The 21,730-nt window shown below is 66.2% G+C and carries 29 protein-coding genes; 22 read left to right on the forward strand and 7 right to left on the reverse strand.

The genetic code is table 11. The features are described 5' to 3' along the window. Positions 1–331: 331 nt before the first annotated feature. Positions 332–1,600, forward strand: a complete 1,269-nt coding sequence (locus tag MTBSS4_RS07700; RefSeq protein WP_173982825.1) for a site-specific DNA-methyltransferase — start codon at positions 332–334, stop codon at positions 1,598–1,600. On the opposite strand, the gene MTBSS4_RS07705 is transcribed toward MTBSS4_RS07700, so the two are convergent. Both MTBSS4_RS07705 and MTBSS4_RS07710 read right to left on the reverse strand, forming a co-directional pair. After that, the gene (locus MTBSS4_RS07705; RefSeq protein WP_173982826.1) at positions 1,587–1,796 is read right to left on the reverse strand and encodes a hypothetical protein; all 210 of its coding nucleotides are present in this window, start codon (positions 1,794–1,796) and stop codon (positions 1,587–1,589) included. The genes MTBSS4_RS07700 and MTBSS4_RS07705 overlap by 14 nt on opposite strands. Position 1,797: 1 nt before the next feature. Then, positions 1,798–1,989, reverse strand: coding sequence for a hypothetical protein (locus MTBSS4_RS07710; RefSeq protein WP_173982827.1), 192 nt, complete (start codon positions 1,987–1,989; stop codon positions 1,798–1,800). Positions 1,990–2,081: 92 nt separating this feature from the next. Between MTBSS4_RS07710 and MTBSS4_RS07715 the strand changes: the two genes are divergently transcribed. The 3 genes from MTBSS4_RS07715 (at position 2,082) to MTBSS4_RS07725 (ending at position 2,829) form a co-directional block, all read left to right on the forward strand. Continuing rightward, positions 2,082–2,291 (forward strand): hypothetical protein, encoded by a 210-nt coding sequence (locus tag MTBSS4_RS07715; protein ID WP_173982828.1) that lies wholly within the window; start codon positions 2,082–2,084, stop codon positions 2,289–2,291. 67 nt (positions 2,292–2,358) lie between these two features. Continuing rightward, positions 2,359–2,628 carry an HU family DNA-binding protein gene (locus MTBSS4_RS07720; protein WP_173982829.1) on the forward strand — a complete coding sequence of 90 codons (270 nt, stop codon included), beginning with the start codon at positions 2,359–2,361 and terminating at the stop codon, positions 2,626–2,628. Positions 2,629–2,631: 3 nt separating this feature from the next. Next, positions 2,632–2,829 carry a hypothetical protein gene (locus MTBSS4_RS07725; RefSeq protein WP_173982830.1) on the forward strand — a complete coding sequence of 66 codons (198 nt, stop codon included), beginning with the start codon at positions 2,632–2,634 and terminating at the stop codon, positions 2,827–2,829. On the opposite strand, the gene MTBSS4_RS07730 is transcribed toward MTBSS4_RS07725, so the two are convergent. The 3 genes from MTBSS4_RS07730 to MTBSS4_RS07740 all read right to left on the reverse strand — a co-directional run bounded on the left by MTBSS4_RS07730 (position 2,799) and on the right by MTBSS4_RS07740 (position 3,915). After that, entirely contained in the window at positions 2,799–2,996 is a 198-nt protein-coding gene (locus tag MTBSS4_RS07730; RefSeq protein WP_173982831.1) for a hypothetical protein, read from the reverse strand. The genes MTBSS4_RS07725 and MTBSS4_RS07730 overlap by 31 nt on opposite strands. A gap of 9 nt (positions 2,997–3,005) precedes the next feature. Continuing rightward, positions 3,006–3,464 carry a DUF3489 domain-containing protein gene (locus MTBSS4_RS07735; protein ID WP_254432439.1) on the reverse strand — a complete coding sequence of 153 codons (459 nt, stop codon included), beginning with the start codon at positions 3,462–3,464 and terminating at the stop codon, positions 3,006–3,008. A 229-nt stretch (positions 3,465–3,693) separates the two neighbouring features. Continuing rightward, complete coding sequence (locus MTBSS4_RS07740; RefSeq protein ID WP_173982832.1) at positions 3,694–3,915, reverse strand: hypothetical protein; 222 nt, start codon at positions 3,913–3,915, stop codon at positions 3,694–3,696. 99 nt (positions 3,916–4,014) lie between these two features. Between MTBSS4_RS07740 and MTBSS4_RS07745 the strand changes: the two genes are divergently transcribed. Genes MTBSS4_RS07745 through MTBSS4_RS07785 form a run of 9 tightly spaced genes read left to right on the forward strand, consistent with a single transcriptional unit; the run spans position 4,015 to position 12,088 of the window. After that, entirely contained in the window at positions 4,015–4,563 is a 549-nt protein-coding gene (locus tag MTBSS4_RS07745; RefSeq protein WP_173982833.1) for an elements of external origin, read from the forward strand. Positions 4,564–4,606: 43 nt separating this feature from the next. Next, the gene (locus MTBSS4_RS07750; protein WP_173982834.1) at positions 4,607–6,481 is read left to right on the forward strand and encodes a phage terminase large subunit family protein; all 1,875 of its coding nucleotides are present in this window, start codon (positions 4,607–4,609) and stop codon (positions 6,479–6,481) included. Between the two features lies 1 nt (position 6,482). Next, complete coding sequence (locus MTBSS4_RS07755) at positions 6,483–6,692, forward strand: phage head-tail joining protein (RefSeq protein ID WP_173982835.1); 210 nt, start codon at positions 6,483–6,485, stop codon at positions 6,690–6,692. Positions 6,693–6,694: 2 nt separating this feature from the next. Continuing rightward, the gene (locus MTBSS4_RS07760; protein ID WP_254432440.1) at positions 6,695–8,488 is read left to right on the forward strand and encodes a phage portal protein; all 1,794 of its coding nucleotides are present in this window, start codon (positions 6,695–6,697) and stop codon (positions 8,486–8,488) included. After that, entirely contained in the window at positions 8,485–9,693 is a 1,209-nt protein-coding gene (locus MTBSS4_RS07765) for a S49 family peptidase (RefSeq protein WP_173982836.1), read from the forward strand. Before MTBSS4_RS07760 ends, MTBSS4_RS07765 begins: the two co-directional genes overlap by 4 nt. Before the next feature lie 12 nt (positions 9,694–9,705). Next, the gene (locus tag MTBSS4_RS07770; protein WP_173982837.1) at positions 9,706–10,095 is read left to right on the forward strand and encodes a head decoration protein; all 390 of its coding nucleotides are present in this window, start codon (positions 9,706–9,708) and stop codon (positions 10,093–10,095) included. 15 nt (positions 10,096–10,110) lie between these two features. After that, positions 10,111–11,133, forward strand: a complete 1,023-nt coding sequence (locus MTBSS4_RS07775) for a major capsid protein (RefSeq protein ID WP_173982838.1) — start codon at positions 10,111–10,113, stop codon at positions 11,131–11,133. Between the two features lie 2 nt (positions 11,134–11,135). Then, positions 11,136–11,432, forward strand: coding sequence for a hypothetical protein (locus MTBSS4_RS07780; RefSeq protein ID WP_173982839.1), 297 nt, complete (start codon positions 11,136–11,138; stop codon positions 11,430–11,432). Further along, positions 11,429–12,088: a DUF6441 family protein gene (locus tag MTBSS4_RS07785; protein WP_173982840.1), complete on the forward strand. Its 660-nt coding sequence runs from the start codon at positions 11,429–11,431 to the stop codon at positions 12,086–12,088. The genes MTBSS4_RS07780 and MTBSS4_RS07785 overlap by 4 nt, the downstream gene beginning before the upstream one ends. Here the strand turns inward: MTBSS4_RS07785 and MTBSS4_RS07790 are convergent. Together MTBSS4_RS07790 and MTBSS4_RS07795 are read right to left on the reverse strand one after the other, a co-directional pair. Further along, complete coding sequence (locus MTBSS4_RS07790) at positions 12,085–12,594, reverse strand: GNAT family N-acetyltransferase (RefSeq protein WP_173982841.1); 510 nt, start codon at positions 12,592–12,594, stop codon at positions 12,085–12,087. The genes MTBSS4_RS07785 and MTBSS4_RS07790 overlap by 4 nt on opposite strands. Next, positions 12,591–12,872, reverse strand: coding sequence for a DUF1778 domain-containing protein (locus MTBSS4_RS07795; protein WP_068499663.1), 282 nt, complete (start codon positions 12,870–12,872; stop codon positions 12,591–12,593). The genes MTBSS4_RS07790 and MTBSS4_RS07795 overlap by 4 nt, the downstream gene beginning before the upstream one ends. Positions 12,873–12,938: 66 nt before the next feature. On the opposite strand from MTBSS4_RS07795, the gene MTBSS4_RS07800 reads away from it, so the two are divergent. The 9 genes from MTBSS4_RS07800 to MTBSS4_RS07840 are packed head-to-tail and all read left to right on the forward strand — an operon-like array spanning position 12,939 to position 21,684. Then, positions 12,939–13,367, forward strand: coding sequence for an acyl-CoA transferase (locus MTBSS4_RS07800; protein WP_173982842.1), 429 nt, complete (start codon positions 12,939–12,941; stop codon positions 13,365–13,367). 27 nt (positions 13,368–13,394) lie between these two features. Continuing rightward, positions 13,395–14,354, forward strand: a complete 960-nt coding sequence (locus MTBSS4_RS07805) for a phage tail tube protein (protein WP_173982843.1) — start codon at positions 13,395–13,397, stop codon at positions 14,352–14,354. Between the two features lie 2 nt (positions 14,355–14,356). Further along, entirely contained in the window at positions 14,357–14,872 is a 516-nt protein-coding gene (locus MTBSS4_RS07810; RefSeq protein ID WP_173982844.1) for a hypothetical protein, read from the forward strand. Between the two features lie 26 nt (positions 14,873–14,898). Continuing rightward, positions 14,899–15,084 (forward strand): hypothetical protein, encoded by a 186-nt coding sequence (locus MTBSS4_RS07815; RefSeq protein WP_173982845.1) that lies wholly within the window; start codon positions 14,899–14,901, stop codon positions 15,082–15,084. A gap of 3 nt (positions 15,085–15,087) precedes the next feature. Continuing rightward, the gene (locus MTBSS4_RS07820; protein WP_173982846.1) at positions 15,088–18,063 is read left to right on the forward strand and encodes a tape measure protein; all 2,976 of its coding nucleotides are present in this window, start codon (positions 15,088–15,090) and stop codon (positions 18,061–18,063) included. Beyond that, complete coding sequence (locus MTBSS4_RS07825; protein WP_254432441.1) at positions 18,060–18,539, forward strand: hypothetical protein; 480 nt, start codon at positions 18,060–18,062, stop codon at positions 18,537–18,539. The genes MTBSS4_RS07820 and MTBSS4_RS07825 overlap by 4 nt, the downstream gene beginning before the upstream one ends. Positions 18,540–18,542: 3 nt before the next feature. Beyond that, positions 18,543–19,586 (forward strand): hypothetical protein, encoded by a 1,044-nt coding sequence (locus tag MTBSS4_RS07830; RefSeq protein WP_173982847.1) that lies wholly within the window; start codon positions 18,543–18,545, stop codon positions 19,584–19,586. A 14-nt stretch (positions 19,587–19,600) separates the two neighbouring features. Then, positions 19,601–20,389: a hypothetical protein gene (locus MTBSS4_RS07835; protein WP_173982848.1), complete on the forward strand. Its 789-nt coding sequence runs from the start codon at positions 19,601–19,603 to the stop codon at positions 20,387–20,389. Beyond that, a complete protein-coding gene (locus MTBSS4_RS07840; RefSeq protein ID WP_173982849.1) occupies positions 20,389–21,684 on the forward strand; it encodes a radical SAM protein in 1,296 nt (431 codons plus the stop codon). The genes MTBSS4_RS07835 and MTBSS4_RS07840 overlap by 1 nt, the downstream gene beginning before the upstream one ends. The last annotated feature ends 46 nt before the right edge of the window (positions 21,685–21,730 follow it).

A 21,730-nucleotide genomic window follows, 5' to 3' on the forward strand; every position in this document is an offset into this window, starting at 1 on the left:
ACCGTGGAGAATTGGTTCCTCCCCGGCACCTTTCGCTATGCGGGGGGCATCAGCGCCCGATTTCGCTAGCGACAGCCGAAAAATCTAGGCTACCACCCCGTACCAGTTACCACCCCGGAAGGCGTGCAAGTCCAAGGACAGCGCGCCTTTCGCGCTTTCGGGCCGGGTGGTACGGGGGCGGTAGCCAGCCCGGTAGCCGCCTTCCGGCTACTGCCCCTGTACCACCCGTACCACCCCGTACCACGGCTACCACCATGCACCTCGCTCTCACCGAGCCGGTATCCCCGGCGCTCGGCTCCATGCCGCACGCCCAGGCGGCAGGAAAATGACCATGACCCATCCGCTTCCCGACACGGTCGAGGCTTGGCCCATCGACCGGTTGATTCCCTATGGCCGCAATGCGCGGACTCATTCGGACAGCCAGGTTGCCCAGATCGCCGCCAGCATGGTCGAGTTTGGCTGGACCAATCCGGTGCTGGCCGACAGCCTGGGCAATGTCATTGCCGGGCATGGCCGACTGGCCGCCGCCAAGTCCCTGGGGCTGACCACGGTGCCGGTGGTGATCCTCGACCATCTGACCGAAGCCCAGCGCCGCGCCTATATCCTGGCCGACAACAAGCTGGCCCTGAATGCCGGATGGGATGACGAGACCCTGGCGGCGGAGCTGCACGCCCTCAACGCCGAGGGTTACGACCTCGACCTGATCGGCTTTTCGGAAGAGGAACTGGACGCCCTGATGGCCCCCCTCGACGACGAGGGCGACGGCCAGGGAGAAGGTGACGAAGACGAGATCCCCGAACCGCCCATCGACCCGGTAACGCGGCCGGGCGATTTGTGGATCTTGGGCCGCCACCGCCTTCTGTGCGGCGACAGCACCGTCGCCACCGATGTGGAGCGTCTGCTGGCCGGAGCCACGCCGCACCTGATGGTGACCGACCCGCCTTACGGGGTGGAATACGATCCCACTTGGCGGAACGAAGCCGGGGTGTCGTCCTCGGCCCGCACCGGCAAGGTCGCCAATGATGACCGCGCCGATTGGCGGGAAGCCTGGGCGCTATTCCCCGGCGAGGTGGCCTATGTCTGGCATGCGGCGATCTTCGCCAAGATTGTAGCCGACAGCCTGGAAGCCAACGACTTCAAGATCCGCGCCCAGATCATCTGGTCGAAGAACCGCTTCGTCCTGGGCCGCGGTGACTACCACTGGCAGCACGAACCCTGCTGGTACGCCGTGCGCAAGATCGGCACCGGCCATTGGCAGGGGGCGCGGGATCAGGCCACCATCTGGACCATCGGCAACAACGGCGACGAGGACGAGGCCACCGTTCACGGCACCCAGAAGCCGGTGGAATGCATGCGCCGTCCGATCCTCAACAACAGCGCCGAGGGCGATTCGGTCTACGAGCCGTTCGCGGGCAGCGGCACCACGGTGATCGCCGCCGAAGCCACGGGCCGTATCTGCTTCGCCATGGAATTGAACCCCGCCTATGCCGACGTGATCGTCGGGCGATGGCAGAAGCTGACCGGGCAGAAGGCCATCCTGGATGGCGATGGCCGGAGCTTTGAGGAAATCGCCGCCGGGAAGGCGGTCAGCGCCGGGTGATCCGGCGCAGGGAATGCTGGTACTTGGCGTCGGTGGGCTTCCAGTTCAGCGGCTGGCAGCCGAGGCGCAGGTCGCGCTCCCAGAATTCGAGGATCTGCTTGTTGGAATAGCCCTTGCCCCGGAAGTATTCGAAGTCGCTCTGCGCCCACATGGGGTGGGCCTTCAGGGCGGCGGTGGGGCGGACGGTCAGGGCCATGTTACTTGGCCTCCCGCTGTTCGTTCTGTTGGGTGCCTGCGCACCCGGCGGCGTAGGCCGCTCCCAGGGCTTTCTTGATCTGCCAAACCGCCAGTTCGTGGAAGTCCAGGCGGTCGCTGTTGCGGGTCTCCAGGGTTTCCAAGTCCAGGATGGTGGCGGCGATGTTCGCCAGGGCTTCGTCGCGGGTTTGCATCGTGGTGTTCCTCCGTTTTGTTGGACCCACTAACGCTCTCCCGCGCAGGCTTATCAAGTCGATTAATCGATTACTTCCAACGGATTAGTCTGATGCGCCAATCCCGCCATATGTCCCTGGCCGAGGCTGCCGCCAACGTGGTGATCGGCTACGGCATCGCGGTTGCCACCCAGGTGGTGGTGTTCCCGGTCTTCGGCATTCACATCACCCTGGCCGCTGATCTGGCCATCGGCGGGATTTTTGCCATGATCTCCCTGCTGCGCGGTTTCGTGCTGCGGCGAATCTTCGAGCGGCTGCGGTGAGACTTGGATTTGGAGCGATCCGAATCTACTGTTCCCGATCACGATGCCAGCAAAAGAGAAGAATGCCATGTCCAAATCGGCCCTTTCCAAGTCCATCCGTGCGGTGACCGGTTGCTCTGTTGCCCAGGCGGATGCCACTGTTGAAGCTGTCCTGGCCACCATCGTCGATGGTGTGAAGACCGACGGCAGCTTCCGTCTGATAGGCTTCGGCACCTTTGCCAAGGCCGAGCGTCCCGCGCGCCGGGGCCGCAATCCGAAGACCGGCGAGGCCATAGACATTGCCGCTTCGACCTCGATCAAGTTCAGCACGGCGGCGGCGCTGAAGAAGTCGCTGTAAGTCATGGCCGTCAATCCCGAGCATGTGGCCCGTGCCGCCAATGATCTGCTGGATCACTATGGTCAGGCCGCTCTCGATGTGGCCAAGACGCAGGTTGAACGCGCGTCAAGGGCAAGTGACCATCTTGCCCTTGACCACGCCCTGATGGTCCTGAGTGAAATCGAGCGCCATCAGGGCAGTTCGTCCACACCGGTGACGTAGGCGTCGGCCTTGTTCCAGGACCCTTCGTCAAGTTCCCACTCGGTGTCGGCGCTCTCGTGCAGTTTCTCGAAGGCCGCCGTCTCGGCCTGCTCGGGCGTTTCGGTCTCGACCTGGACGATGGTACTTTCGGTGACGTCGCGGGTGATGATGACGCTGTAGCGGGGCATGGGCGGCTCCTATTCGGCGATTCTGTAGGTGCGGCCCCGACCAGAGAGCTTCTCGCTGGTGATCGTCAGGCCCAGCTTCTTCTTCAAGGCCCCGGCAATGGCCCCGCGAATCGTATGATTCGCCCAGCCAAATTCTGCAGCAATCTCGTCAATGCTGGCCCCTTCAGGCCGCTTCAGCATGGTGATCAGGGCTTCCTGCTTCGTCCCCTGGCGGGTCTTGCGCGGCGTATTCGCGCCGTCGGCCTCCGTGGGCGCGGTTTCCGGCTGGTCGGCCATGTCCGTCGCCGGTTCTTCTTCCGGGGCGGTGTCCGCGCCCGTGTCGGCCATCATGCCCAACACCTCGTAGGCGGCGGGCGTGGCCCGCAAGGTGAACGGGATCCCGTCCTCGTCCTCGCGCCAGACCGGCATACCGGGTTCGGCGGGAATCTCCTCGGCCAGTTCCTTCTTGATCAGGCTGGTCAGTACCATCTTCACCGCGCCCCCCCTTCAAGGCGGCGGTGATGGGCAGCAGGAAACCGCCTTTGCGAGCGCAGGCAGTAGACAGGATGACGGCTTGGGTATCGGACAACGACATGGTGGTTCCCTCCGGGATGCGACGCGGGCCAGTCCCGCGCCTGTACCACTCCAAGCCCCGCCAGCCAGAAGCCGGTCGGAGCCTGTCCCCATGAAGGTGGGGGGCGGAGGGAAAAGCGGCTGATCAGGCGGCGAACTCGCCCTCCTGGAAGGCGCTGTCGGTAATGCGCTTCAGCATCTCGGCGTAGTGGGCCATGGTTCCGGCGTGGCCCCAGTTGATCTCGTCCGGTGACCAGTTGAAGTGGTCGGCGCTCAAGGCCTGGAGCCGGGCCAGCATGGCGTCGAATTTGGTCTTCTTGGCAATAAAGGCGTCGATGGCCTGGGTGTTGTCGCTGCGCTTCGTCATGGTTCCCTCCGGTGTTCGTGGGACCATCCATCGCTCTGCCGGGCGATGACATCAACTCGATAAGTGTATTCGTTTATTGCTTTCTGCGGGGGCTCGCTCATGGGGCTGTCGATACGCGCCTATGCGCGGCATCGCGGGGTCAGTCACGTCTCGGTGCTGCGGGCCGCCAAGGCTGGACGCATTCCCCAGGAGCCGGACGGCACCATCGACCCGGCCAAGGCCGATGCCGCCTGGGATGCCCAGACCGATCCGGCCCGCAAGGCTCCGCCCCCTGCGCCGGAGAAGGCCACACTGATTCCGCCTGCGATCCAGGCATCCCCGTCACTACCGCCCCAGCGCGATTCTCTGCCCTCGACAGGCGCCAACTTCACCCAGGCCCGCACCGCCCACGAGGTCGCCAAGGCGCAGAAGGCCCGCATCCAGGTGCAGCGGCTGAAGGACGAGGTCATCGATCGCGCCAATGCCCTGGCCCTGGTGTTCAAGCTGGCCCGCCAGGAACGCGATGCCTGGGTCGGTTGGCCCGCCCGTGTCGCCGGATTGATGGCGGCGGAGATCGGCATCGACCCGCATGTGATGCAGGTTTTGCTGGAAACCCACGTCAGGGCGCATCTGAATGAGCTTGCAGACATCAAGCCGGACTTCCGCTGAGTTTGACGGCGCGGAGTTGATCCTGTCGGCCTGGAGCGACGGAATGCAGCCCGACCCGCTGCTGACCGTGTCGGAATGGGCCGACCAGCACCGGGTCCTGTCGTCGCGCGCTTCCGCCGAACCGGGCCGCTACCGCACCGCCCGCACGCCGTATTTGCGCGAGATCATGGATTGCCTGTCGCCGTCGCATCCCTGCCGGCGGGTGGTGTTCATGAAGGGCGCCCAGGTCGGTGCGACCGAGGCGGGCAACAACTTCCTGGGCTTCATCATCCACCATGCCCCCGGCCCGGTGCTGGCGGTGCAGCCCACCGTCGAGATGGCCAAGCGCAACTCGCGCCAGCGCATCGACACCCTGATCGACGAAAGCCCCATCCTGCGGGAACGGGTGAAACCGGCCCGCTCGCGCGACGCCGGCAACACCATGCTGTCGAAGGATTTCCCCGGCGGCACCCTGGTGATGACCGGAGCCAACAGCGCGGTGGGCCTGCGCTCGATGCCGGCCCGCTATCTGTTCCTCGACGAGGTGGACGCCTATCCCGCATCGGCCGACGAGGAAGGCGATCCGGTGGCGCTGGCCTGCGCCCGCATGGCCACCTTCGCCCATCGGGCCAAGGCGTTCCTGGTCTCGACGCCCACCATTCGCGGGCTGTCCCGGATCGAGCGGGAATACGAGGCATCCGACCAGCGCCGCTTCTTCGTGCCGTGCCCCCATTGCGGGACCATGCAGTGGCTGAAATTCGAGCGGCTGCGCTGGGACAAGGGCCAGCCGGGCAGCGTCCGTTATGTCTGCGAATCCTGCGACCAGCCGATCACCGAATCGGCCAAGGCCACCATGCTGGCGGCAGGTATTTGGCGGGCCACAGCGGTGGCCGAGGATCCCGGCACCGTCGGCTTCCACATCTCGGCGCTCTACTCGCCGCCGGGCTGGCAATCCTGGGAGAGCATCGCCCGCATGTGGGAAGCAGCTCAAGGCAATGACGACGCGCTCAGGGTATTTCGCAACACCGTGCTGGGGGAAACCTGGGTAGAATCCGGTGAAGCACCCGACTGGCAGCGCCTCTACGACCGCCGTGAGACCTGGACCAACGGCACCGTGCTGGAGGGTGGACTGTTCCTCACCGCCGGGGCCGACGTCCAGAAGGACCGGGTCGAGATCGATGTCTGGGCCTGGGGCCGCAACCTCGAAAGCTGGCTGGTCGACCATGTCGTCATCGACGGCGGGCCGGAACATGCCGAAACCTGGGCGGCGCTGGAGCGGGTACTGGGCCAGACCTGGACCCATGCCAGTGGCGCCGCCCTGAAGATCGCCCGCCTCGCCATCGACTCCGGCTACGAGTCGTCAGCGGTTTACACCTGGGGCCGCAGGATGGGCGTCGGCCAGGTCTCGCCCATCAAGGGCGTCGAGGGCTTCAACCGCTCCAGCCCGGTGTCCGGCCCCACCCTGGTCGATGCCACCGAGGGCGGCAAGAAGGTCCGCCGCGGTGCCCGCCTCTGGACGGTGGCGGTGTCCACCTTCAAAACCGAAACCTACCGATTCCTGCGCCTTGAGCGTCCCACAGACGAAGAATTGGCCGAGGGCGTCCGTTTCCCGGCCGGAACGGTGCATCTGCCATCGTGGGCGGACTCCGAGTGGTGCAAGCAGTTCGTCGCCGAGCAGCTGGTGACGGTCAAGAACCGGCGCGGCTTCACCAAGCTAGAATGGCAGAAGCTGCGCGAGCGCAACGAGGCGTTGGATTGCCGGGTCTATGCCCGCGCCGCCGCCTGGATCGTCGGCGCCGACCGCTGGTCGGAGGCCAAGTGGCGGGATCTGGAAAAGCAGGTGGCGGCCACGGACCACGCCAGCGACCCCGAAGCCGGGCAGGTGCGCCGGATCGCCCGCCGTCCCCGGCGGATCATCAAGTTCAGCGGGATGCAGTGACATGACCCTCGACGACATGAAGGCGGAGCGGGAACGGGTGCTGGCGCGGCGCAACTCCCTGGTCGCCCGCGTTACGGTGGGCGACCGCACCGTCCAATACGACCTCACCCAGGCCAACCATGTCCTGGCCGATCTCGACCGCCGCATCGCCGTGCTGGAGGGCAAGAAGCCCCGTCGGCGCATCCTCGCCGTCGCCACCAAGGGGCTGTGACCATGCTGGGGAGTTTCCGCCGTCGCCTCGGCGCCCTGATCGGTGGCTTCGAGGCCGCCCAGGGCAGCCGCCGGCTCAAGGGCTTCCAGCCCAGCCGCGCCCACGTCAACACCCTGATCGCCGCCGCCGGTTCCGACATCACGGCGCGAGCCCGCTATCTGGTGCGCAACAACGGCTATGCCCTCAATGCCGCCGAAAGCTGGACCGGCAATGCTGTCGGCACCGGCATCAAGCCGTCGTCGCTGATCGCCGACAAGGATCTGAAGACCCGGGTGCAGCAGTTGTGGCTGGCCTGGACCGACGAGTCCGATGCCGAGGGCCTGACCGATTTCTACGGCCAGCAGCGTCGCGCCGCCCGCGAGGTGTTCATCGCCGGGGAGGTGTTCTTCCGCCTGCGCCCGCGCCGCCCCGAGGACGGCCTGACGGTGCCGTTGCAGCTTCAGATGCTGCCATCGGAAATGCTGCCGCTGACCCGAACCGAGATCCTTCCCGGCGGCAACGTCATCCGCCAGGGCATCGAGTTCGACCGCATCGGGCGGCGGGCGGCGTACTGGTTCCTGCGCCGCCATCCCGGTGATCTCACCGACCCCGGTCTGGCCGGCGAGACGGTGCGGGTGCCGGCAGCCGAGATCATCCACATCATCGACCCGGTGGAATCCGGGCAGTTGCGCGGGGTGTCGCGGCTGGCCCCGGCGGTGGTGAAGCTGTTCCTGCTCGACCAGTACGACGACGCCGAACTGGAGCGCAAGAAGATCGCTGCCATGTACGCCATGTTCGTGACCTCTCCGGCTCCCGCCGACGTGATCGACTTGGTTCCCGCCGATGACGGTTCCGGCGACCGCATTGTCGAGGTCCAGCCCGGCCAGGTGGTGCCGCTGGAACCAGGAGAGCAGATCCAGACATCCGCCCCCGCCGATGTGGGCGGTTCCTACGAGCCGTTCGAGTACCGCACCCTGCTGCAGATATCCGCCGCCACCGGGGTGCCCTACGCCTATCTGTCCAACGACATGCTGAAGGCCAATTACTCCAACTCGCGCATGGCGCTGCTGGAGTTTCGCCGCCGGGTCGAGGCATGGCAGCACTCGGTGATGGTGCATCAGATGTGCCGGGTGGTCTGGCAACGCTGGATGGACGTGGCGGTGCTGTCGGGGGCGCTCGAGATTCCCGGCTATGAGCGCAACCGCGCAGCCTTTATCGCCTGCTCCTGGCTGCCGCCGAAATGGGACTGGGTCGATCCGCTGAAGGACGCCAAGGCCGAAATTGAGCAGATCGACGCCGGTCTCAAAAGCCGCACCCAGGCTCTGGCCGAGCGTGGCTTCGACGCCGAGCAGGTGGATGCCGAGATCGCCGCCGATAAGGCCCGCGAACAGCGGCTGGGGTTGTCGTTTGGGGCCACGCCGCCGGCAGCCCCCACCCATGACACCAGCCCCATCAGCAAGAGGATGGACATGAGCGAACGCGTCTTCAGTATCGACACCGTCAGTGAGGTGACGGGGATTTCACGAGCGAACCTTCACCAGATGATTTGCCGCAGGCATTTCGTGCCCATCCACAGCACTCGAAATGGCGTTGCCCGCGACTTCACGCTGAGGGACATGGTGCATCTCGCCGTCGTTTCCGATCTGCGCTCCATCGGAATCGATCTCCGGCGGGCGGTGAATATGGTCGGCTCCTCGGCCGACGGCACAGCAGGGCGGGATATTGTCACCTGCCGCAGCGGCGAGATCGAAATCACCGTCGATGTCGCCCGCATCGCCGACCGTGTCCGCGACCGGATGGCAGGGGAGCGGTCATGACGGACCTCCCGCATCTCGCGGCTCGCCTGTATGGGACGCCGCTGCTGGTCGCCCGCAGTAAGCTGGATGTGATCCTGGGCGCCCTCGGACCCCGGCTGGCCGGGCAGGCCGTCTCTTTCGACGGCGATGCGGCTCCGTCCGCCGATGTGGCGGTGACGTCCGACGGCATCGCCATCATCCAGGTGGTCGGCACCCTGGTGGCCCGCTCCGGCTATCTCGGCGCCGCCAGCGGGCTGACCGCTTATTCCGACATCGCCGAAGCCATCGAGGCGGCGGCCACCGATCCCGGCATCCGGGCCATCCTGCTGGATGTGGATTCCTCCGGTGGCGAGGTGGGCGGCCTGTTCGATTTGGTTGACCACATCCAGGCCATCCGCGCCCAATGTGGCAAGCCCATCTGGGCGGTAGCCGATGAGGCGGCACTGTCGGCGGCCTATGCCATCGCCTGCACCGCCGACCGCCTCTACGTCACCCAGACCGGCGAAATCGGCTCCATCGGCGTGGTGGCGGTCCACCGCGACGAATCCGGAGCCGATGCTCAGGCTGGGCTGGCGTGGAGCTTCGTCCATGCCGGGGCCAGCAAGGTCGATGGCAACCCGCATCAGCCGCTGTCTGACTCTGCCCGCGCCACGCTCCAGGCCGATGTTGACGCCTTGTATGGAAAATTCACCACCCTGGTGGCCGAGCGGCGGCGGCTGTCTCCCGACGCCGTGCGGGCCACCGAGGCTGCGGTCTATCGCGGCGACCAGGCGGTGGCCGCCGGGCTGGCCGACAAGGTCGGCACCCTGCGTGTCGCCCTGGCCGATCTCGGGGCTGTGCTGGCCCGACCCACCATTTCCCGCCCCATCGCCGCCCGAAAGGAAGCCCCGATGTCCGAATCCCAAGGGGATGTCCCCGCTCTGGCTGCCGTGCCGCAGCCGCCCGCCCAGGCCAACGCGGATCTGGAACAGCGCCTGCGCGCCGAATATTCCGAGATCAGCGCCATCGCCGCCCAGGCCGCCCGCCTCGGCGTCACCATCGACCCCGCCGAGGCCATGGCCAAGGGCATCCGCCCCGAGGCGCTGCGCCGCTCGGTGCTGGAGCAACTGGCCGCCCGTTCCGATGCCACCGACGTGGTGGCCGCCGCTCCGGCGGGTGCCGCTCCCAAGACCGAAACCGAAAGCCCCATCGTCCGGCGTGCCCGCGAAGCCGCCGCCCGGAAATAAGGACACGCTGCCATGCCTGTGCTGACCGCTTCGCCCTCCCTGGGCGATCTGCTGAAGTTTGAACTGAACGCCAGCTACTCCCGCGAAACCGTGACGCTGAAAGCGGGCACGTCCTATCCCCTCGGCTCCGTGCTGGGCCGCATCACCGCCAGCGGCGAATACCGCCTGTCCCCCGCCGCCGAGGTGGTGGGCGATGAAGGCGCGGAAACCGCCATCGCCGTGCTGTTGGAAACGGCGGATGCCACCGATGGCGCCATCACCGGCCTGATCGCCGCCCGTGGCCCGGTCATCCTGGCCGATGGCGCCCTGGCGTTCGATGCCTCGGTCGACGATGCGGCGAAACGTGCTTCCAAGATCACCCAGCTTTCTGCCCAGGGCCTCGTCGCCCGCGCCACCGTCTGATCGGAGTCCCTCTTCATGGTCGAGATTCTCAATCCCTTCGACGCGGGCGGCTATTCGCTTGCCGAGATGACCCAGGCCATCAACATCCTGCCCAACCTGTACACCCGGCTCGGCCAGATGGGGCTGTTCCGCTTCGAGGGCGTCACCCAGCGCAGCGTCATCATCGAGCAGGCCGAGGGAATCCTCAACCTGCTGCCCACCGTACCGCTGGGCGGCCCGGCCACCGTCGCCAACCGCGATGCCCGGAGCATGCGCTCCTTCACCGTACCGTGGATTCCCCACGATGATTCCATCACCCCCCAGGACGTCCAGGGCGTGCGCGGTTTCGGCGTCGCCGATGCCGCCGATCCGCTGGCCACCGTCATGGAACGCAAGCTGACCCGCATGCGCAGCAAGCACGCGCAGACGCGGGAATTCATGGAGGTCAACGCGCTGAAGGGCATCGTCCGCGATGGCTCCGGCAGCACCCTCTACGACTATTTCGTCGAGTTCGACCTGTCCCGCCAGCAGGTGGATTTCGCCCTGGGCACCGCCACCACCAACGTCCAGGCCAAGATCCGCGAGGTGCTGCGCAAGGTCGAGACCGAGTTGAAGGGCGAGACCATGACCAGCGTGCTGGCCCTGGTCAGCCCGGAATTCTTCGACAAGCTGATCAGCCATGCCAAGGTCGAGCAGGCGTACCAGTACTATTCCTCGACCGGCGCCCAGCCGCTCAGGGAAGACGTCCGCCGCCGTTTCCCCTTTGCCGGCATGGTATTCGAGGAATACAGCGCCACCGTCACCCTTTCCACCGGCCAGACCGAAACCCTGATCCCGGCGGGCGAGGGCATCGCCTTCCCGCTGGGCACCATGGACACCTTCGTCACCTATGGCGCTCCGGCCAATCTGATCGAGACGGTCAACACCCTGGGCGTGCCCATGTACGCCCGCCAGCTTGCTCGCCAGGACGGCAGCGCCATCGACGTCAAGACCGAGGCCTCCATCCTGCCGGTCAACAAACGCCCGCGTCTGGCGGTGCGCCTATTCTCGGGCAATTGAGCATGACCGCCTTTGCCGAGGCCATCGACGACCTGTTCGCCGATCCGAACATGGCGGTCACGGTGACGTATCAGGGCCGCCCCGTGCGTGCCCTGGTACGGCGGCCCGACCGCGATATCGAGTTCTCCGACATCACCGTCCACACGGGGACGGCGGTGTTCGAGATTCGGCGGAGGGAGGTTCCGGCTCCCCAGGCGGGGGACATCATCCACCATGACGGCGACAACTTCGTCGTCCAGGGCGAACCCCGCCTGGATGCCGAGCAGCTGATCTGGACCTTGGACACGAGACCGGCATGAAACTGGGGGCGGCTATTTCCGGCGATCTGCGCAAGATCATGGCCGAGGAAATCAAGGCTGCCGAGGACGCCGTCACCGCCGCCATGCGCCAAGCCGCCGACGGATTGAAGGCCGATCTTCGCCGCCAGGTCACCGAGGCGGGCATGGGCCAGCGCCTCGCCAATACCTGGCGGGCCGAGCTTTATCCCAAGGGCCAAAAGAGCATCAAGGCGGCGGGCTTCGTCTTCACCAGGGCCCCCACCATCATCCGCGCCTTCGACCAGGGCGCGGTGATCAAGTCCAAGCACGGTTTCTGGTTGGCCATCCCCACACCCGCCGCCGGCACCGGCGCCCGAGGCAAGCGCATGACGCCGGGTCTGTGGGAACAGATGCACGGCAGCCGCCTGCGATTCATCTATCGCCGGGGCGCGCCCTCACTGCTGGTGGCCGAGAACATGCGGGCCCGCATCCCCCGATCAAGTCGGGGGACCGCACGGGGCGGTTTCGCCCAGGGCAGCGCCTCGGCGCTCCGCTCCGGGCGTGGGATGACCAGTGTGGTGATGTTCATCCTGGTGCCGCAGGTCTCGTTGCGAAAGCGACTGGACGTCAACGCCGCCGCCGAGCGGTGGGCTTCGGCGCTGCCGGAGCTGATCGTCAGGAATTGGCGGGATAGTTAACAACGTACCTTGAGTCTGGCGAGCGGCAGGAATAATCGGCGGGGCTGTCCAGAAAAGGTGACGAAGCCATACTTTGCATAAAACGCTGCTGCCTTGTCGTCCTTAGCCTCGACGACCATGGCATGAATGGCGATGGCATCGCTGGCCCGCATTACCCGCTCGAACGCGTTGAGCAGCAGGAACTTTCCGTACTGCTGTCCATGAAAGCCGCGATCAACCGCCAGACGTCCGATCAAGGCGGCCGGAATTGGATAGCGGGGCAGTTTACGGGCCAATTCCTCGGGCAAGTCGTCCCGACTGAAACTCGCAGCGCTTAACGTGTAGTAGCCGATGATCTGTCCGCCAAGGTCATCGACGGCGACAAAAACGCTGGTCAGGTTGCGACGGATATCCTGGCCGGCGTGGCTGCGAATGTACTGATCAAGCGCTTCTTCGCCGCAGCAGAAGATGGATCGATCATGATGAATGTCCAGCGGTTCGACGCGGGGAAGGCGAAACCCCGTCATCCGCCGGTCACCCGCCCGTACCACGCGAAGGCTTCCTTCAGCTTCTCGTTCGGCTCGGGCGGATTGAGCAGCAACTCCTGAAACCGCTCCCATTCCTCGGCATTCAGGGTGATGACCTCATGTTCGCGCACCACGGTGTCCGCCTTCTGCAAGGCGACATCGACCATGAAATCGGTGAGCGTCTTGTCAGAATAGGCGGCAGCCCGTTCCAGCTTCCGCTTCGATTGCGGGCTGAGACGGATGCTGATGCGTTCCTGGCGCTGGGCGATTCTGGACATAGAGCGGCTCCGGTATCTGGCTCTCATTAATGTACGTCCATCTGACGCACGTTTCAAGGATTTCCCATGCCCAGCATCCGCGAACAGATCCTAGCCGCCCTGCTGGCGCGGCTGCAAACCATCCCCGGCGCTACGGTCAAACGGGAAACGCCGTTGCCGGAAACGGTCCCCTCCGGTGGATTGATCATCCTGCGCGACGGCGATCCCGGCGATCCCGAGGTGGTGCTGTCGCCCATCACCTATCTCTGGGAACACCAGACCGAGATCGAGGTGATCCTCCAGCGCGGCCAGGACGACGACAGCGCCGCATTGGACGCACTGCTGATGGCGGTGGGGAATGCCCTGGCCACTGACCGTTCCCTCGGTGGTCTGGCCGAATGGCTGGATTGGGACGCACCCAAGACCTCCGGCCTCGCCATCGACGGTGCTGCCGCCCTGCGCGGCGCCACCGTCCCAGTCACCATCCATTACGGCTCCAGCGACCCGCTGGGCTGAGCCACACCTTATATATGGGAGTCCCCCATGGCAAAGACTCGGGCCTATGGCGCCGATTGCATCCTGCTGGCCGCCTCCGAGGCGAGCTACGGCGTGCTTCCGGCCGACGGCTATGTACGGCTGTCGTTCAAGGAATCCAGCCTGGGCGCCGAGCGTCCCCTCGGCTACGACCCGCTGCTGGGCCAGGGCCGTGATGCCCAGGATCCCTATTACGAGGCGATCAAAGACGAGGGGGATGTCGGCGTGCCGCTGGATGTGCGAGCTTTGGGCTTCTGGCTGAAGGGCTTGTTCGGCGCGCCCGCTACCGTCGATAACGGTGACGGAACCTTCGACCATGTCTTCACCTCGGGCGGCGCGCTGCCCAGCCTCGCCATCGAGATCGGTCATGCCCAACTGGCGGTGCCGAAGTTCTTCCGCCATGGCGGGGCCAAGCTCGACAAGCTGTCCTTCGACATGGCCCGCTCCGGCGCCGCCAATGCCAGCATCGGTGTCATCGCCCAGGGCGAGACCGAAGCGGCCACCACCATTGACGTCACCCCGGCGGCCTTCGCCCTGAAGCGGTTCAGCCAGGGCAGCGGTACCATCCGGGTCGGCGGCGGCCAACTGGCCAACGTGGTGGGCGGCAAGTTGTCCTTCTCCAACAACCTGGAGCGGGTGGAAACCATCCGCGCCGACGGCCTGATCGACGGTGTGGACGAGACCGAGGCCACCGCCGAAGGCTCGGTGGACATCCGCTTCGGCACCGATACCACGCTGACCGCCGCTATCGCCACCGAAAGCCCGGTGGAGATGGAATACGGCTTCACCATTCCCGGCTCGGCCTTTGCTCTGACCTTCCATCTGCCCCGTGTCTTTTGCCCCAAGAAGAAGCAGGAGATCAAAGGCCCCGGCGGCATCCAGGCCAGCTACGACTGGCGGGCTGCCCGCGATCCGGTGGCGGGGTATCTGCTCCGCGTCACCCTGGTCAACGACGTGGCGGGGTATTGATCATGATCCGACTTTCTCTGCCGAAGGAGCCGTACTGGCTCGATCTGCCCCATGGCGTGCGGGTGTTCGTCCGTCCCCTGACCACGGCGGTGTACGAGGCCGCCCGGTCGCGCGGCTGGCGCATGGCGCGAGCCATTGCTGCCGAACATGCCGATCTGAAGGCCGCCGGGGCCGACATCACCGGCTTGCCCGATCTGTCCGACGAGGATGCCCTGGCCGGGCTGTCACAGATGTTGTTCGCCCAAGGTCTGGCCCGCTCCGCCATCACCAAATGGGAGGGCGTGTTGGATGCCGATGATCAGCCCGCCGAAAGCACCGATTCCGCCATCGCCGAACTGATGCAGCTTCCCCGCATGGCCGAGTCGTTCGTCGTCCAATACACCGAAACCCATGAAGCGGTCATCGCCGAGGGAAACGTCTCCAGGCCCGCGCCGAATGGCACTTCAGCGGCGGGCCTGACTACTGCCGAGGCTGCTTTGGGCCCTGCGACTGCCCCTATGACCGCAACGCCCCCCTGACCGAATCCGGTTGGCAAGCTTGGGAATTGCTGACCGGTTCCATCGGCGCCATCCGCATCGGCCCCCGTGGCGGCATCACCGGTCTCGACCTTCCGGCCCTGCTGATCCAGGCCCAGGCGCTGGGTTACGACCGGCCTCTGCTGGCGCGGCTGCTGCCCTTCGCCGAGCGGGGAATGGTGGCCGGTTCCGCCAAGGTTCAAACAGAGACCTGATCCATGGCCACCAAATCCGTCTCCATCCGCCTGTCGTTGCAGGACGGCGAAACCGTGCGCCGTGCCCTGCTGCAATTGGGCGAGGACGGGCAGAAGGCCCTGCTGCGGATCGAGACGGCTGCACAACCGGCGTCGAAGTCGCTGCTGGCCATGAATGCCGCCAGCCAGGACATCCAGGGCGGCATGGCGGGCTTCGCCTCGCGGCTTGGCCCCATCGGTTCGGTGATGATGGCGCTGGGACCGGCCGGGCTGGCGGCGGGCGCGGCCATCGGGTTCTTCGGCAAGGCCATGGTCGAATCCACCATCAAGGTGGAAAGCCTGGAGGCCCGCCTCAAGGGTCTGGTCGGCGCCGCAGCGCTCACCGAAACCACCAGCTATCTCTATGCCCAGGCCCAGAAGACCGGCACCGCCCTGGAGACGGTGGTCGGGGCCTATTCCCGGCTGGCGGCGCTGCAGAAGGCCGGGATCATCACTACCGGCGAAAGCCGTGCCTTGCTGGAAGGGTTTCAGTCCACCGCCATCGCCCTGGGTGCCTCGTCCGAGCAGTTGGAGCAATCCCTGTTCGGGCTGGCCCAGGGGCTGTCGTCGGGCACTCTGCGCGCCGAGGAACTCAACCAGATCGTCGAGCCCATGCCGGGCTTGCTCCAGGCTCTCGACCGGGCCGCCGCTCTGCCCTCGGGTGGCTTCCGCCAGATGGTCACCCAGGGCAAGGTCACGGCGGATTTCTTCCGCGACACCTTGATCAAGGCGCTGCGGGGCTTCGACGAGGCCGCCAAGGAAAGCGCCGATACCGCCGAGCGGTCGTTCCAGCGCCTGTCCAATGCATGGCAGGGCTTTACCAACGCGCCATGGCTGCGCAAGGTTCTGTCGGGCGGCGCCAATGCCGGGGCGGCGACGCTGGAATCGCTGACGCCGAGCGAATCCACGGTCAAATCGCGGCTGGCCGATCTGGATCGCCGCATCGCTGCCCTGGGGGGCGAACAGGCCCTCGACAAGCCGCTGCCTGCCGGTACCCATTCCGTGGTGGTCCAGGCGGTCAGGGAGGAAAACGAGGAACTGCGCCGCCTGCTGGCCGAGCGCTTTGGATTAGCCGCCGATCTCGACGAGATCACCCGCAAGCGGGCGGGCATGGAAGCCCAGGCCAAGATGGAACGCGACCGGGTCCGGGCCGAGCAGCGCGAGCCCAGCTATCTCGAAAAGCTGACCGACATCAAATTCGAGGTGGAATGGCAGGAGAAGCTGAATGCGGCCCGCGCCGCCGGCAATGCCGAGTTCTCCCGCACCAAGGCCCAATACGAGGCGGCCAAGGGCTTCCGCCAAATTGAGAAGGAGCTGTTCCAGCAAGGCGGCGTCTATCGCACCCAGCCCAAGGAACAGGAGATCAAGGATCTGCTGGCCCGCGAGGCCGAGGCCAAGGGGGCGGGAGAGATGTCCGCCCAGGCCCAGGCCGAGGTACTGGGGCTGAACCTCCAGGCTCGTGGCCAGGAGCGTCTGGCCGAAGCCGCCCGCACCGGGGGACAGGCCCAGATCGACGCAGCCCGCGATGCCAAGGTGCTGGAGTTCGCCTTCAAGAATAACGGCGCGGCGGTGGCCGAGTATGATCGGGCGCTGCGCCGCATCGATGCCGCCAAGCTGCTGGAGCAGAAAAACGGCCTGATCCGCACCATGGGGCAGGAAGCCGCCGCCAATGACCGGCTGGCCGATGCCGCCAAGGGATCGGTGGCCGACACCATCCTGGCGGAGCGCACCAACTGGCTGGCCGAACAGGCCTCCAAGGGGCTGGCCGATGCCAATGGCGAACTGGCGGCCTCCTACGCCCAGGTGCAGAAATCCCGCGCCAACAGCGAGGCCGCCCGCACCGTCGCCGATCTGGAGCGCGAGATCGATGCCCAGGTTCGGTTGGCCGAGGCGGTGCGCAGCAGTGATCGCAACCGCGTTCGCACCGTCACCATCGACAATGACGTCGCCAAATTCGCCCGCGGCCACAAGCTGGCCGAGGACGATCCCAAACTCGATGAGTACCGGGCGGCCCGCTCGCGGCAATATGCCGAGGCGGTCAAGGACGAGGCCCGCCAGACCACTCTGGCCTATGACGCCACGCAGCGTTTCGCCGAGGAACTGGCCAAGCTCAACGAGCAGCGGGCCAGCGGCACCTTGTCGGAAGAGGCTTACACACGCCGCTATCGGGAATTGGAGCAGGACAAGCTGGCCGCCAGCCGCGACTGGCAGGACGGCGCCATCCGGGCGGTGCGGGCCTATGCCGACGAAGCCAGCAATGCCGCAGCCAGTGCCGAACGTGCCATGTCGGGGGCCTTGCGGGCCAGCGAGGATGCCTTCGTCAAATGGGCCATGACCGGCAAGCTGGCCGGGCAGGATCTGTTCAATAGCCTGGCCGAGGAGGCTCTGCGGGCTGCCTGGCGCATGTCGGTGGTGGCGCCCATCTTCGGGGGAGCCGGTGGCGGACTCTTCGGCAGCCTGATCAGTGGCCTCGGCGGCTGGTTCTCCGGTGGTAGTTCCGGCGGCGCGGCGCCGGTGGCCGATACCGGCGCTTTCGCCATCGCCCATACCGGCGGCCTGATCGGCCTCGACCGCCTGGAAACCCGGTCGTTCGATCCGGCGGTGTTCATCGGCGCGCCTCGCTTCCATCGGGGCGGCTTGGTTCCCGGCGAGGTGCCGATCATCGCCCAGCAGGGTGAAGAGGTGCTGACGCGGGGCGATCCCCGCCACCGCTTCAATCTGCGCTCCCGCGATGATGCCCCGGTGACGGTCAGTGTGCCGGTCTCTGTCAATATCCAGACGCCCCAGGGCACCCAGGCCCGCACGGCACAGCGCCGCGATTCCGGTGGCGGCCTGACGATCGACATCATCGTCGAGCAGATCACCGACGCCATCTCCGGCGACATCGTCCGCGGCCAGGGCATCGCCCCGGTGCTGGAGCGCCAATACGGGCTCAACCGTGCCAACGGGGCCTATCGATGATGATCCGCTTTCCCGCCACCCTGCCCATGCCGCTGGCGGAGCCCTATGCGGTCAAGCCCGCCGACGGGGTGGTCCGCACCGACATGGAGCAGGGACCGGCCCGCCAGCGCCGCGAGTTCACTCAAGTTCCCACCAAGATCCCGGTGAAGTGGCGCTTTACCGACGCCCAATACGCGGTATTCGACGCCTGGTATCAGTGGAAGGGCAAGGCCGGGGCGGAGTGGTTCGTGATTCCGCTCAGGAGCGGCCTCGGCGTGATCGACCACGTCGCTCGCTTCACCAAACAATACGAGGCGCCGTTGTCCTCGGGCGGCTTCTGGCTGGTGACGGTGGAACTGGAGGTCCGCGACCGCCCGGTTCTGTCCGAGGCCGAGTTGGACATCCTGCTGGATTCTTCCTGGGTCGACCTGTCCGGGGCGGTCACCGGCCTCGATACCCTTGCCAATACCACCCTGCCCGACCAGATCGGAGCCTGATCCATGACCATCAAGGACGATCTTCTCGCCGCCACCGCCAAGGCCGGCGGGGCGGCGCAGATTCTGCACGACGTGGCGAATGGCCCCGCCACGGGAGCGGCCAGCACCGTGGTGACCGAGGCTGGCCCGGTCAAGACGGCAGCCAAAGTGGTGGCGGACATCGAGGCCGATATCACTGCCAGGATCGGCTCCATCGATCAGGCGGTCGCCGACACCGCCGCCGATGCCGAGGCCGCCGCCTTGTCCGCCGCCAATGCCCAGGCCAGCGAAGTCGCCGCCGCCGCATCGGCCAATGCCGCCCAGGTGGCCAAGGTCACCTGGAAAGGGCCATGGTCGGCCGCCACCGCCTATGCCGTCCACGACGCAGTCTCCTTAAGCGGTTCCTCCTATGTCGCCATCGCGCCGAACACCAACCAGCCGCCGCCCGATGCGGCCCATTGGCAGGTGCTGGCCGCCAAGGGTCTTGATGGCATCGGGGCGGGCGACATGCTGGCCGCCCAGAATCTCGCCGATTTGCCCGACAAGGCGGCGGCCCGGAGCAATCTCGGCCTGGTGATCGGCGCCCAGGTCCAGGCCCATGATGCCGAGCTGGACGCCCTGGCCGGTCTGGTCAGCGCCGCCGATAAACTGCCCTATTTCACCGGATCGGGTACTGCCGCCCTGACCGACCTGACCGCCGCCGGCCGCGCCCTGCTCGACGATGCCGACACGGCGGCCCAGCGCGCCACGCTGGGGCTGTCCGACGCAGCCACCACCACGGTGGCCGCGATCCGGGCCGGGGTGGACGTCTCCAGCCGGGTGGCCAAGACCGGCGACACCATGACCGGGGCGTTGACGGCACCGGGCTTCACCACATCGGGAAGCTCCACCGTATCCACCGGCTTCAAGATCGCCAGCGGCACCGATCTCGCCAATATCTTCGCCCGCCAGCTGTCGCTGGGCGGAAGCCTCAGCGGCAACCTGACCAACGGTGTTCTGACGCTGTCGGGCGGGTACTGCTCCTACTGCTCGTACTGCACCTGCGCGTGCAGCGATTGTTCCTGCTGAACAGGGGAAACGCCATGTCCATCAGCTACACGGTCACCGGAACACTCGGGGCGGGCTTCGTGATCGAGGTCTCCGCCACCGGCTTCGGGGTGAAGGTCTATTCGGAAGATCCGCTGCGATTCCCCGAGGGGATGGCTCCCGTCGATGGCTCGGCCCTTTCCCCGGCTCTGGCGGGAAAGGCCATCCATATCGGTGACGAGACCCGGTTCGACTGGCTTGATTTCCAGGCCAAAAACGAGGTCCAGGACTATTCCTGCGTGGTGTTCCCCCTGCATTTCGAGGGCATCCAGGCACCCTATAACCGCTTCATCGACACCTATCTGTCGAAGCGGTCGGGCCAGGATGAGTTTCAGCGCACCAGGGTGCATACCGCGTTTCACCTGTACGTGCCGGAGAAGGGATGCGCCTTCACCGATTGCGCCCTGCATGCCTTCATCGGGTCGGACTATCCGCTGATTGCCAATTTGGATGCGATGGCCAAGGGTGTGGACGCGGTCAGGGCCTCGGTGATGCCGGGGCTGAAGCTGTCCGGCCCCGCCGGGATCACGCCCGAGGGCTATGCCCTTATCCAGGTGGTGGCCACCAATGCGGATGGCAGCATTCGGGACTCCGTGTCCAGCACGGTGTTCCTGGAGGAGATCAACGGCTATCTGCCCAAGCGCCGGGTCAATCTGGTCAACGGCATGGCCCAGTTCAGGGTCGGTGCCCTCGGCCTGGGCGCGGGTGACACCGTGCGGGTCAAGGCCGGGTTCCGATTCTACACCGGCCTGGGCGACATCACCCTTCCGGTCGGGGAGGTGTGATGTTCACGCTGATCATGCGCCGATCGGACGGCTCCGCCTTCCGCCTCGTCCTGGACACCTCCACCAGCCGTCTCACCGACGAGGCCGGGCGGCTGATCGACATCTCGCCCCTGGGCGTGGTCTACGACAATGAAGGGAAGACGCTGCGCGACGCCCCCGTCACCACCAGGGACCGGGCCGAGCCGAAATCCAGGTCCGTCAAGGTGCTGCGCATCCAGCTTGGGCTGGCCTGCAACTTCTCCTGCGCCTATTGCGTCCAGGATCGGGCGCGGCCAGGGCATGACGAGAAGTCCTCCGACGTCGCGGCGTTCCTCAACGGGCTGGATGAGTGGATCTCTGGTGCGCCCGTCGTGGTCGAGCTGTGGGGCGGGGAACCGCTGCTCTACTGGCACAAGCTTAAAACCCTGGTGGAGGGGCTGCGCTGCCGGTGGCCGGAGGTCAAGCTGCGGCTGACCACCAACGGCTCACTGCTGGACATGGAGAAGGTGGATTGGCTGGCCGGTCTCAGAAACATCTCGGTGACCGTCTCGCACGACGGCCCCGGACAGCATCTGCGGGGGAAAGACCCGCTGGATGATCCGGAGACGCTGGCCGCCATCCGCTCCCTGTTCGCCCGGCTCGGCACCTTTGCCAAGTTCCATGCGGTGATGTCGCTGCCCCACCACAGCCCCATCGCCCTGTTGCACTACTTTTTCGACCGGCTGGGCACGACCGATATCCAGGTCTCCAGCAGCGGGTTGAAATACCCGCCCACGAAGGATTCCCGGCTGCATCTGGTTCCCGGCAATCCTAAGGAATACACGACGATGCGCCACAATCTGGCCAGGGAGTTCCGCACCCCTTACGTCTTCGCCAATGCCATCGTGGCAGCGCCGCTCCGCCATCTGCTCTACCAGTTCGCCAAATCGGTGCCCGCCCGCGCCCGTGGTCAGGGCTGCAACATGGACAACCCCGAGCATCTGGCAGTGACGCTCAGCGGCGATGTCATCGTCTGCCACAACACCAGCCCGGCCACCCACAGGATCGGCAGCGTCCATGACTTCGCCGCCATCCGGCTGACCCACAGCATCTCGTGGCACAACCGGCCGGAATGCAACTCCTGCCCGGCGCTGCTCAGCTGCGGCGGGGCCTGCATGATGATGGAGGGCCGGGAGCGCTCCTTCTCCTGCGACAACAACTTCTCCCACGGCCTGGTCTATCTGGCGACGCTGCTCTACGCGCTGACCGGGGCAGACCTGCTGCGGATCGAGGGCCGACGCATCCGCCATCTGGGCGTCACTAGCTTCGATTTCTGATCCCACGCGGGGCTCCCGCCCCGGTCCCCGGTTGGAGGCGAGCCTC

The organism is Magnetospirillum sp. SS-4 (genome assembly GCF_902729425.1).
GTDB lineage: Bacteria > Pseudomonadota > Alphaproteobacteria > Rhodospirillales > Magnetospirillaceae > Phaeospirillum.

Excerpts from the sequence above, each read along its gene's own strand:
- MTBSS4_RS07730 (WP_173982831.1), bottom strand. The coding sequence starts at position 2,996 with ATGCCCCGCTACAGCGTCATCATCACCCGCGACGTCACCGAAAGTACC.
- MTBSS4_RS07830 (WP_173982847.1), top strand. The coding sequence starts at position 18,543 with ATGACCATCAAGGACGATCTTCTCGCCGCCACCGCCAAGGCCGGCGGG.
- MTBSS4_RS07710 (WP_173982827.1), bottom strand. The coding sequence starts at position 1,989 with ATGCAAACCCGCGACGAAGCCCTGGCGAACATCGCCGCCACCATCCTG.
- MTBSS4_RS07810 (WP_173982844.1), top strand. The coding sequence starts at position 14,357 with ATGATCCGACTTTCTCTGCCGAAGGAGCCGTACTGGCTCGATCTGCCC.
- MTBSS4_RS07785 (WP_173982840.1), top strand. The coding sequence starts at position 11,429 with ATGAAACTGGGGGCGGCTATTTCCGGCGATCTGCGCAAGATCATGGCC.
- MTBSS4_RS07705 (WP_173982826.1), bottom strand. The coding sequence starts at position 1,796 with ATGGCCCTGACCGTCCGCCCCACCGCCGCCCTGAAGGCCCACCCCATG.
- MTBSS4_RS07750 (WP_173982834.1), top strand. The coding sequence starts at position 4,607 with ATGCAGCCCGACCCGCTGCTGACCGTGTCGGAATGGGCCGACCAGCAC.
- MTBSS4_RS07760 (WP_254432440.1), top strand. The coding sequence starts at position 6,695 with ATGCTGGGGAGTTTCCGCCGTCGCCTCGGCGCCCTGATCGGTGGCTTC.
- MTBSS4_RS07780 (WP_173982839.1), top strand. The coding sequence starts at position 11,136 with ATGACCGCCTTTGCCGAGGCCATCGACGACCTGTTCGCCGATCCGAAC.
- MTBSS4_RS07775 (WP_173982838.1), top strand. The coding sequence starts at position 10,111 with ATGGTCGAGATTCTCAATCCCTTCGACGCGGGCGGCTATTCGCTTGCC.
- MTBSS4_RS07715 (WP_173982828.1), top strand. The coding sequence starts at position 2,082 with ATGCGCCAATCCCGCCATATGTCCCTGGCCGAGGCTGCCGCCAACGTG.
- MTBSS4_RS07770 (WP_173982837.1), top strand. The coding sequence starts at position 9,706 with ATGCCTGTGCTGACCGCTTCGCCCTCCCTGGGCGATCTGCTGAAGTTT.
- MTBSS4_RS07725 (WP_173982830.1), top strand. The coding sequence starts at position 2,632 with ATGGCCGTCAATCCCGAGCATGTGGCCCGTGCCGCCAATGATCTGCTG.
- MTBSS4_RS07820 (WP_173982846.1), top strand. The coding sequence starts at position 15,088 with ATGGCCACCAAATCCGTCTCCATCCGCCTGTCGTTGCAGGACGGCGAA.
- MTBSS4_RS07700 (WP_173982825.1), top strand. The coding sequence starts at position 332 with ATGACCCATCCGCTTCCCGACACGGTCGAGGCTTGGCCCATCGACCGG.
- MTBSS4_RS07790 (WP_173982841.1), bottom strand. The coding sequence starts at position 12,594 with ATGACGGGGTTTCGCCTTCCCCGCGTCGAACCGCTGGACATTCATCAT.
- MTBSS4_RS07805 (WP_173982843.1), top strand. The coding sequence starts at position 13,395 with ATGGCAAAGACTCGGGCCTATGGCGCCGATTGCATCCTGCTGGCCGCC.
- MTBSS4_RS07765 (WP_173982836.1), top strand. The coding sequence starts at position 8,485 with ATGACGGACCTCCCGCATCTCGCGGCTCGCCTGTATGGGACGCCGCTG.
- MTBSS4_RS07755 (WP_173982835.1), top strand. The coding sequence starts at position 6,483 with ATGACCCTCGACGACATGAAGGCGGAGCGGGAACGGGTGCTGGCGCGG.
- MTBSS4_RS07740 (WP_173982832.1), bottom strand. The coding sequence starts at position 3,915 with ATGACGAAGCGCAGCGACAACACCCAGGCCATCGACGCCTTTATTGCC.
- MTBSS4_RS07745 (WP_173982833.1), top strand. The coding sequence starts at position 4,015 with ATGGGGCTGTCGATACGCGCCTATGCGCGGCATCGCGGGGTCAGTCAC.
- MTBSS4_RS07835 (WP_173982848.1), top strand. The coding sequence starts at position 19,601 with ATGTCCATCAGCTACACGGTCACCGGAACACTCGGGGCGGGCTTCGTG.
- MTBSS4_RS07720 (WP_173982829.1), top strand. The coding sequence starts at position 2,359 with ATGTCCAAATCGGCCCTTTCCAAGTCCATCCGTGCGGTGACCGGTTGC.
- MTBSS4_RS07825 (WP_254432441.1), top strand. The coding sequence starts at position 18,060 with ATGATGATCCGCTTTCCCGCCACCCTGCCCATGCCGCTGGCGGAGCCC.
- MTBSS4_RS07795 (WP_068499663.1), bottom strand. The coding sequence starts at position 12,872 with ATGTCCAGAATCGCCCAGCGCCAGGAACGCATCAGCATCCGTCTCAGC.
- MTBSS4_RS07735 (WP_254432439.1), bottom strand. The coding sequence starts at position 3,464 with ATGGTACTGACCAGCCTGATCAAGAAGGAACTGGCCGAGGAGATTCCC.
- MTBSS4_RS07800 (WP_173982842.1), top strand. The coding sequence starts at position 12,939 with ATGCCCAGCATCCGCGAACAGATCCTAGCCGCCCTGCTGGCGCGGCTG.
- MTBSS4_RS07840 (WP_173982849.1), top strand. The coding sequence starts at position 20,389 with ATGTTCACGCTGATCATGCGCCGATCGGACGGCTCCGCCTTCCGCCTC.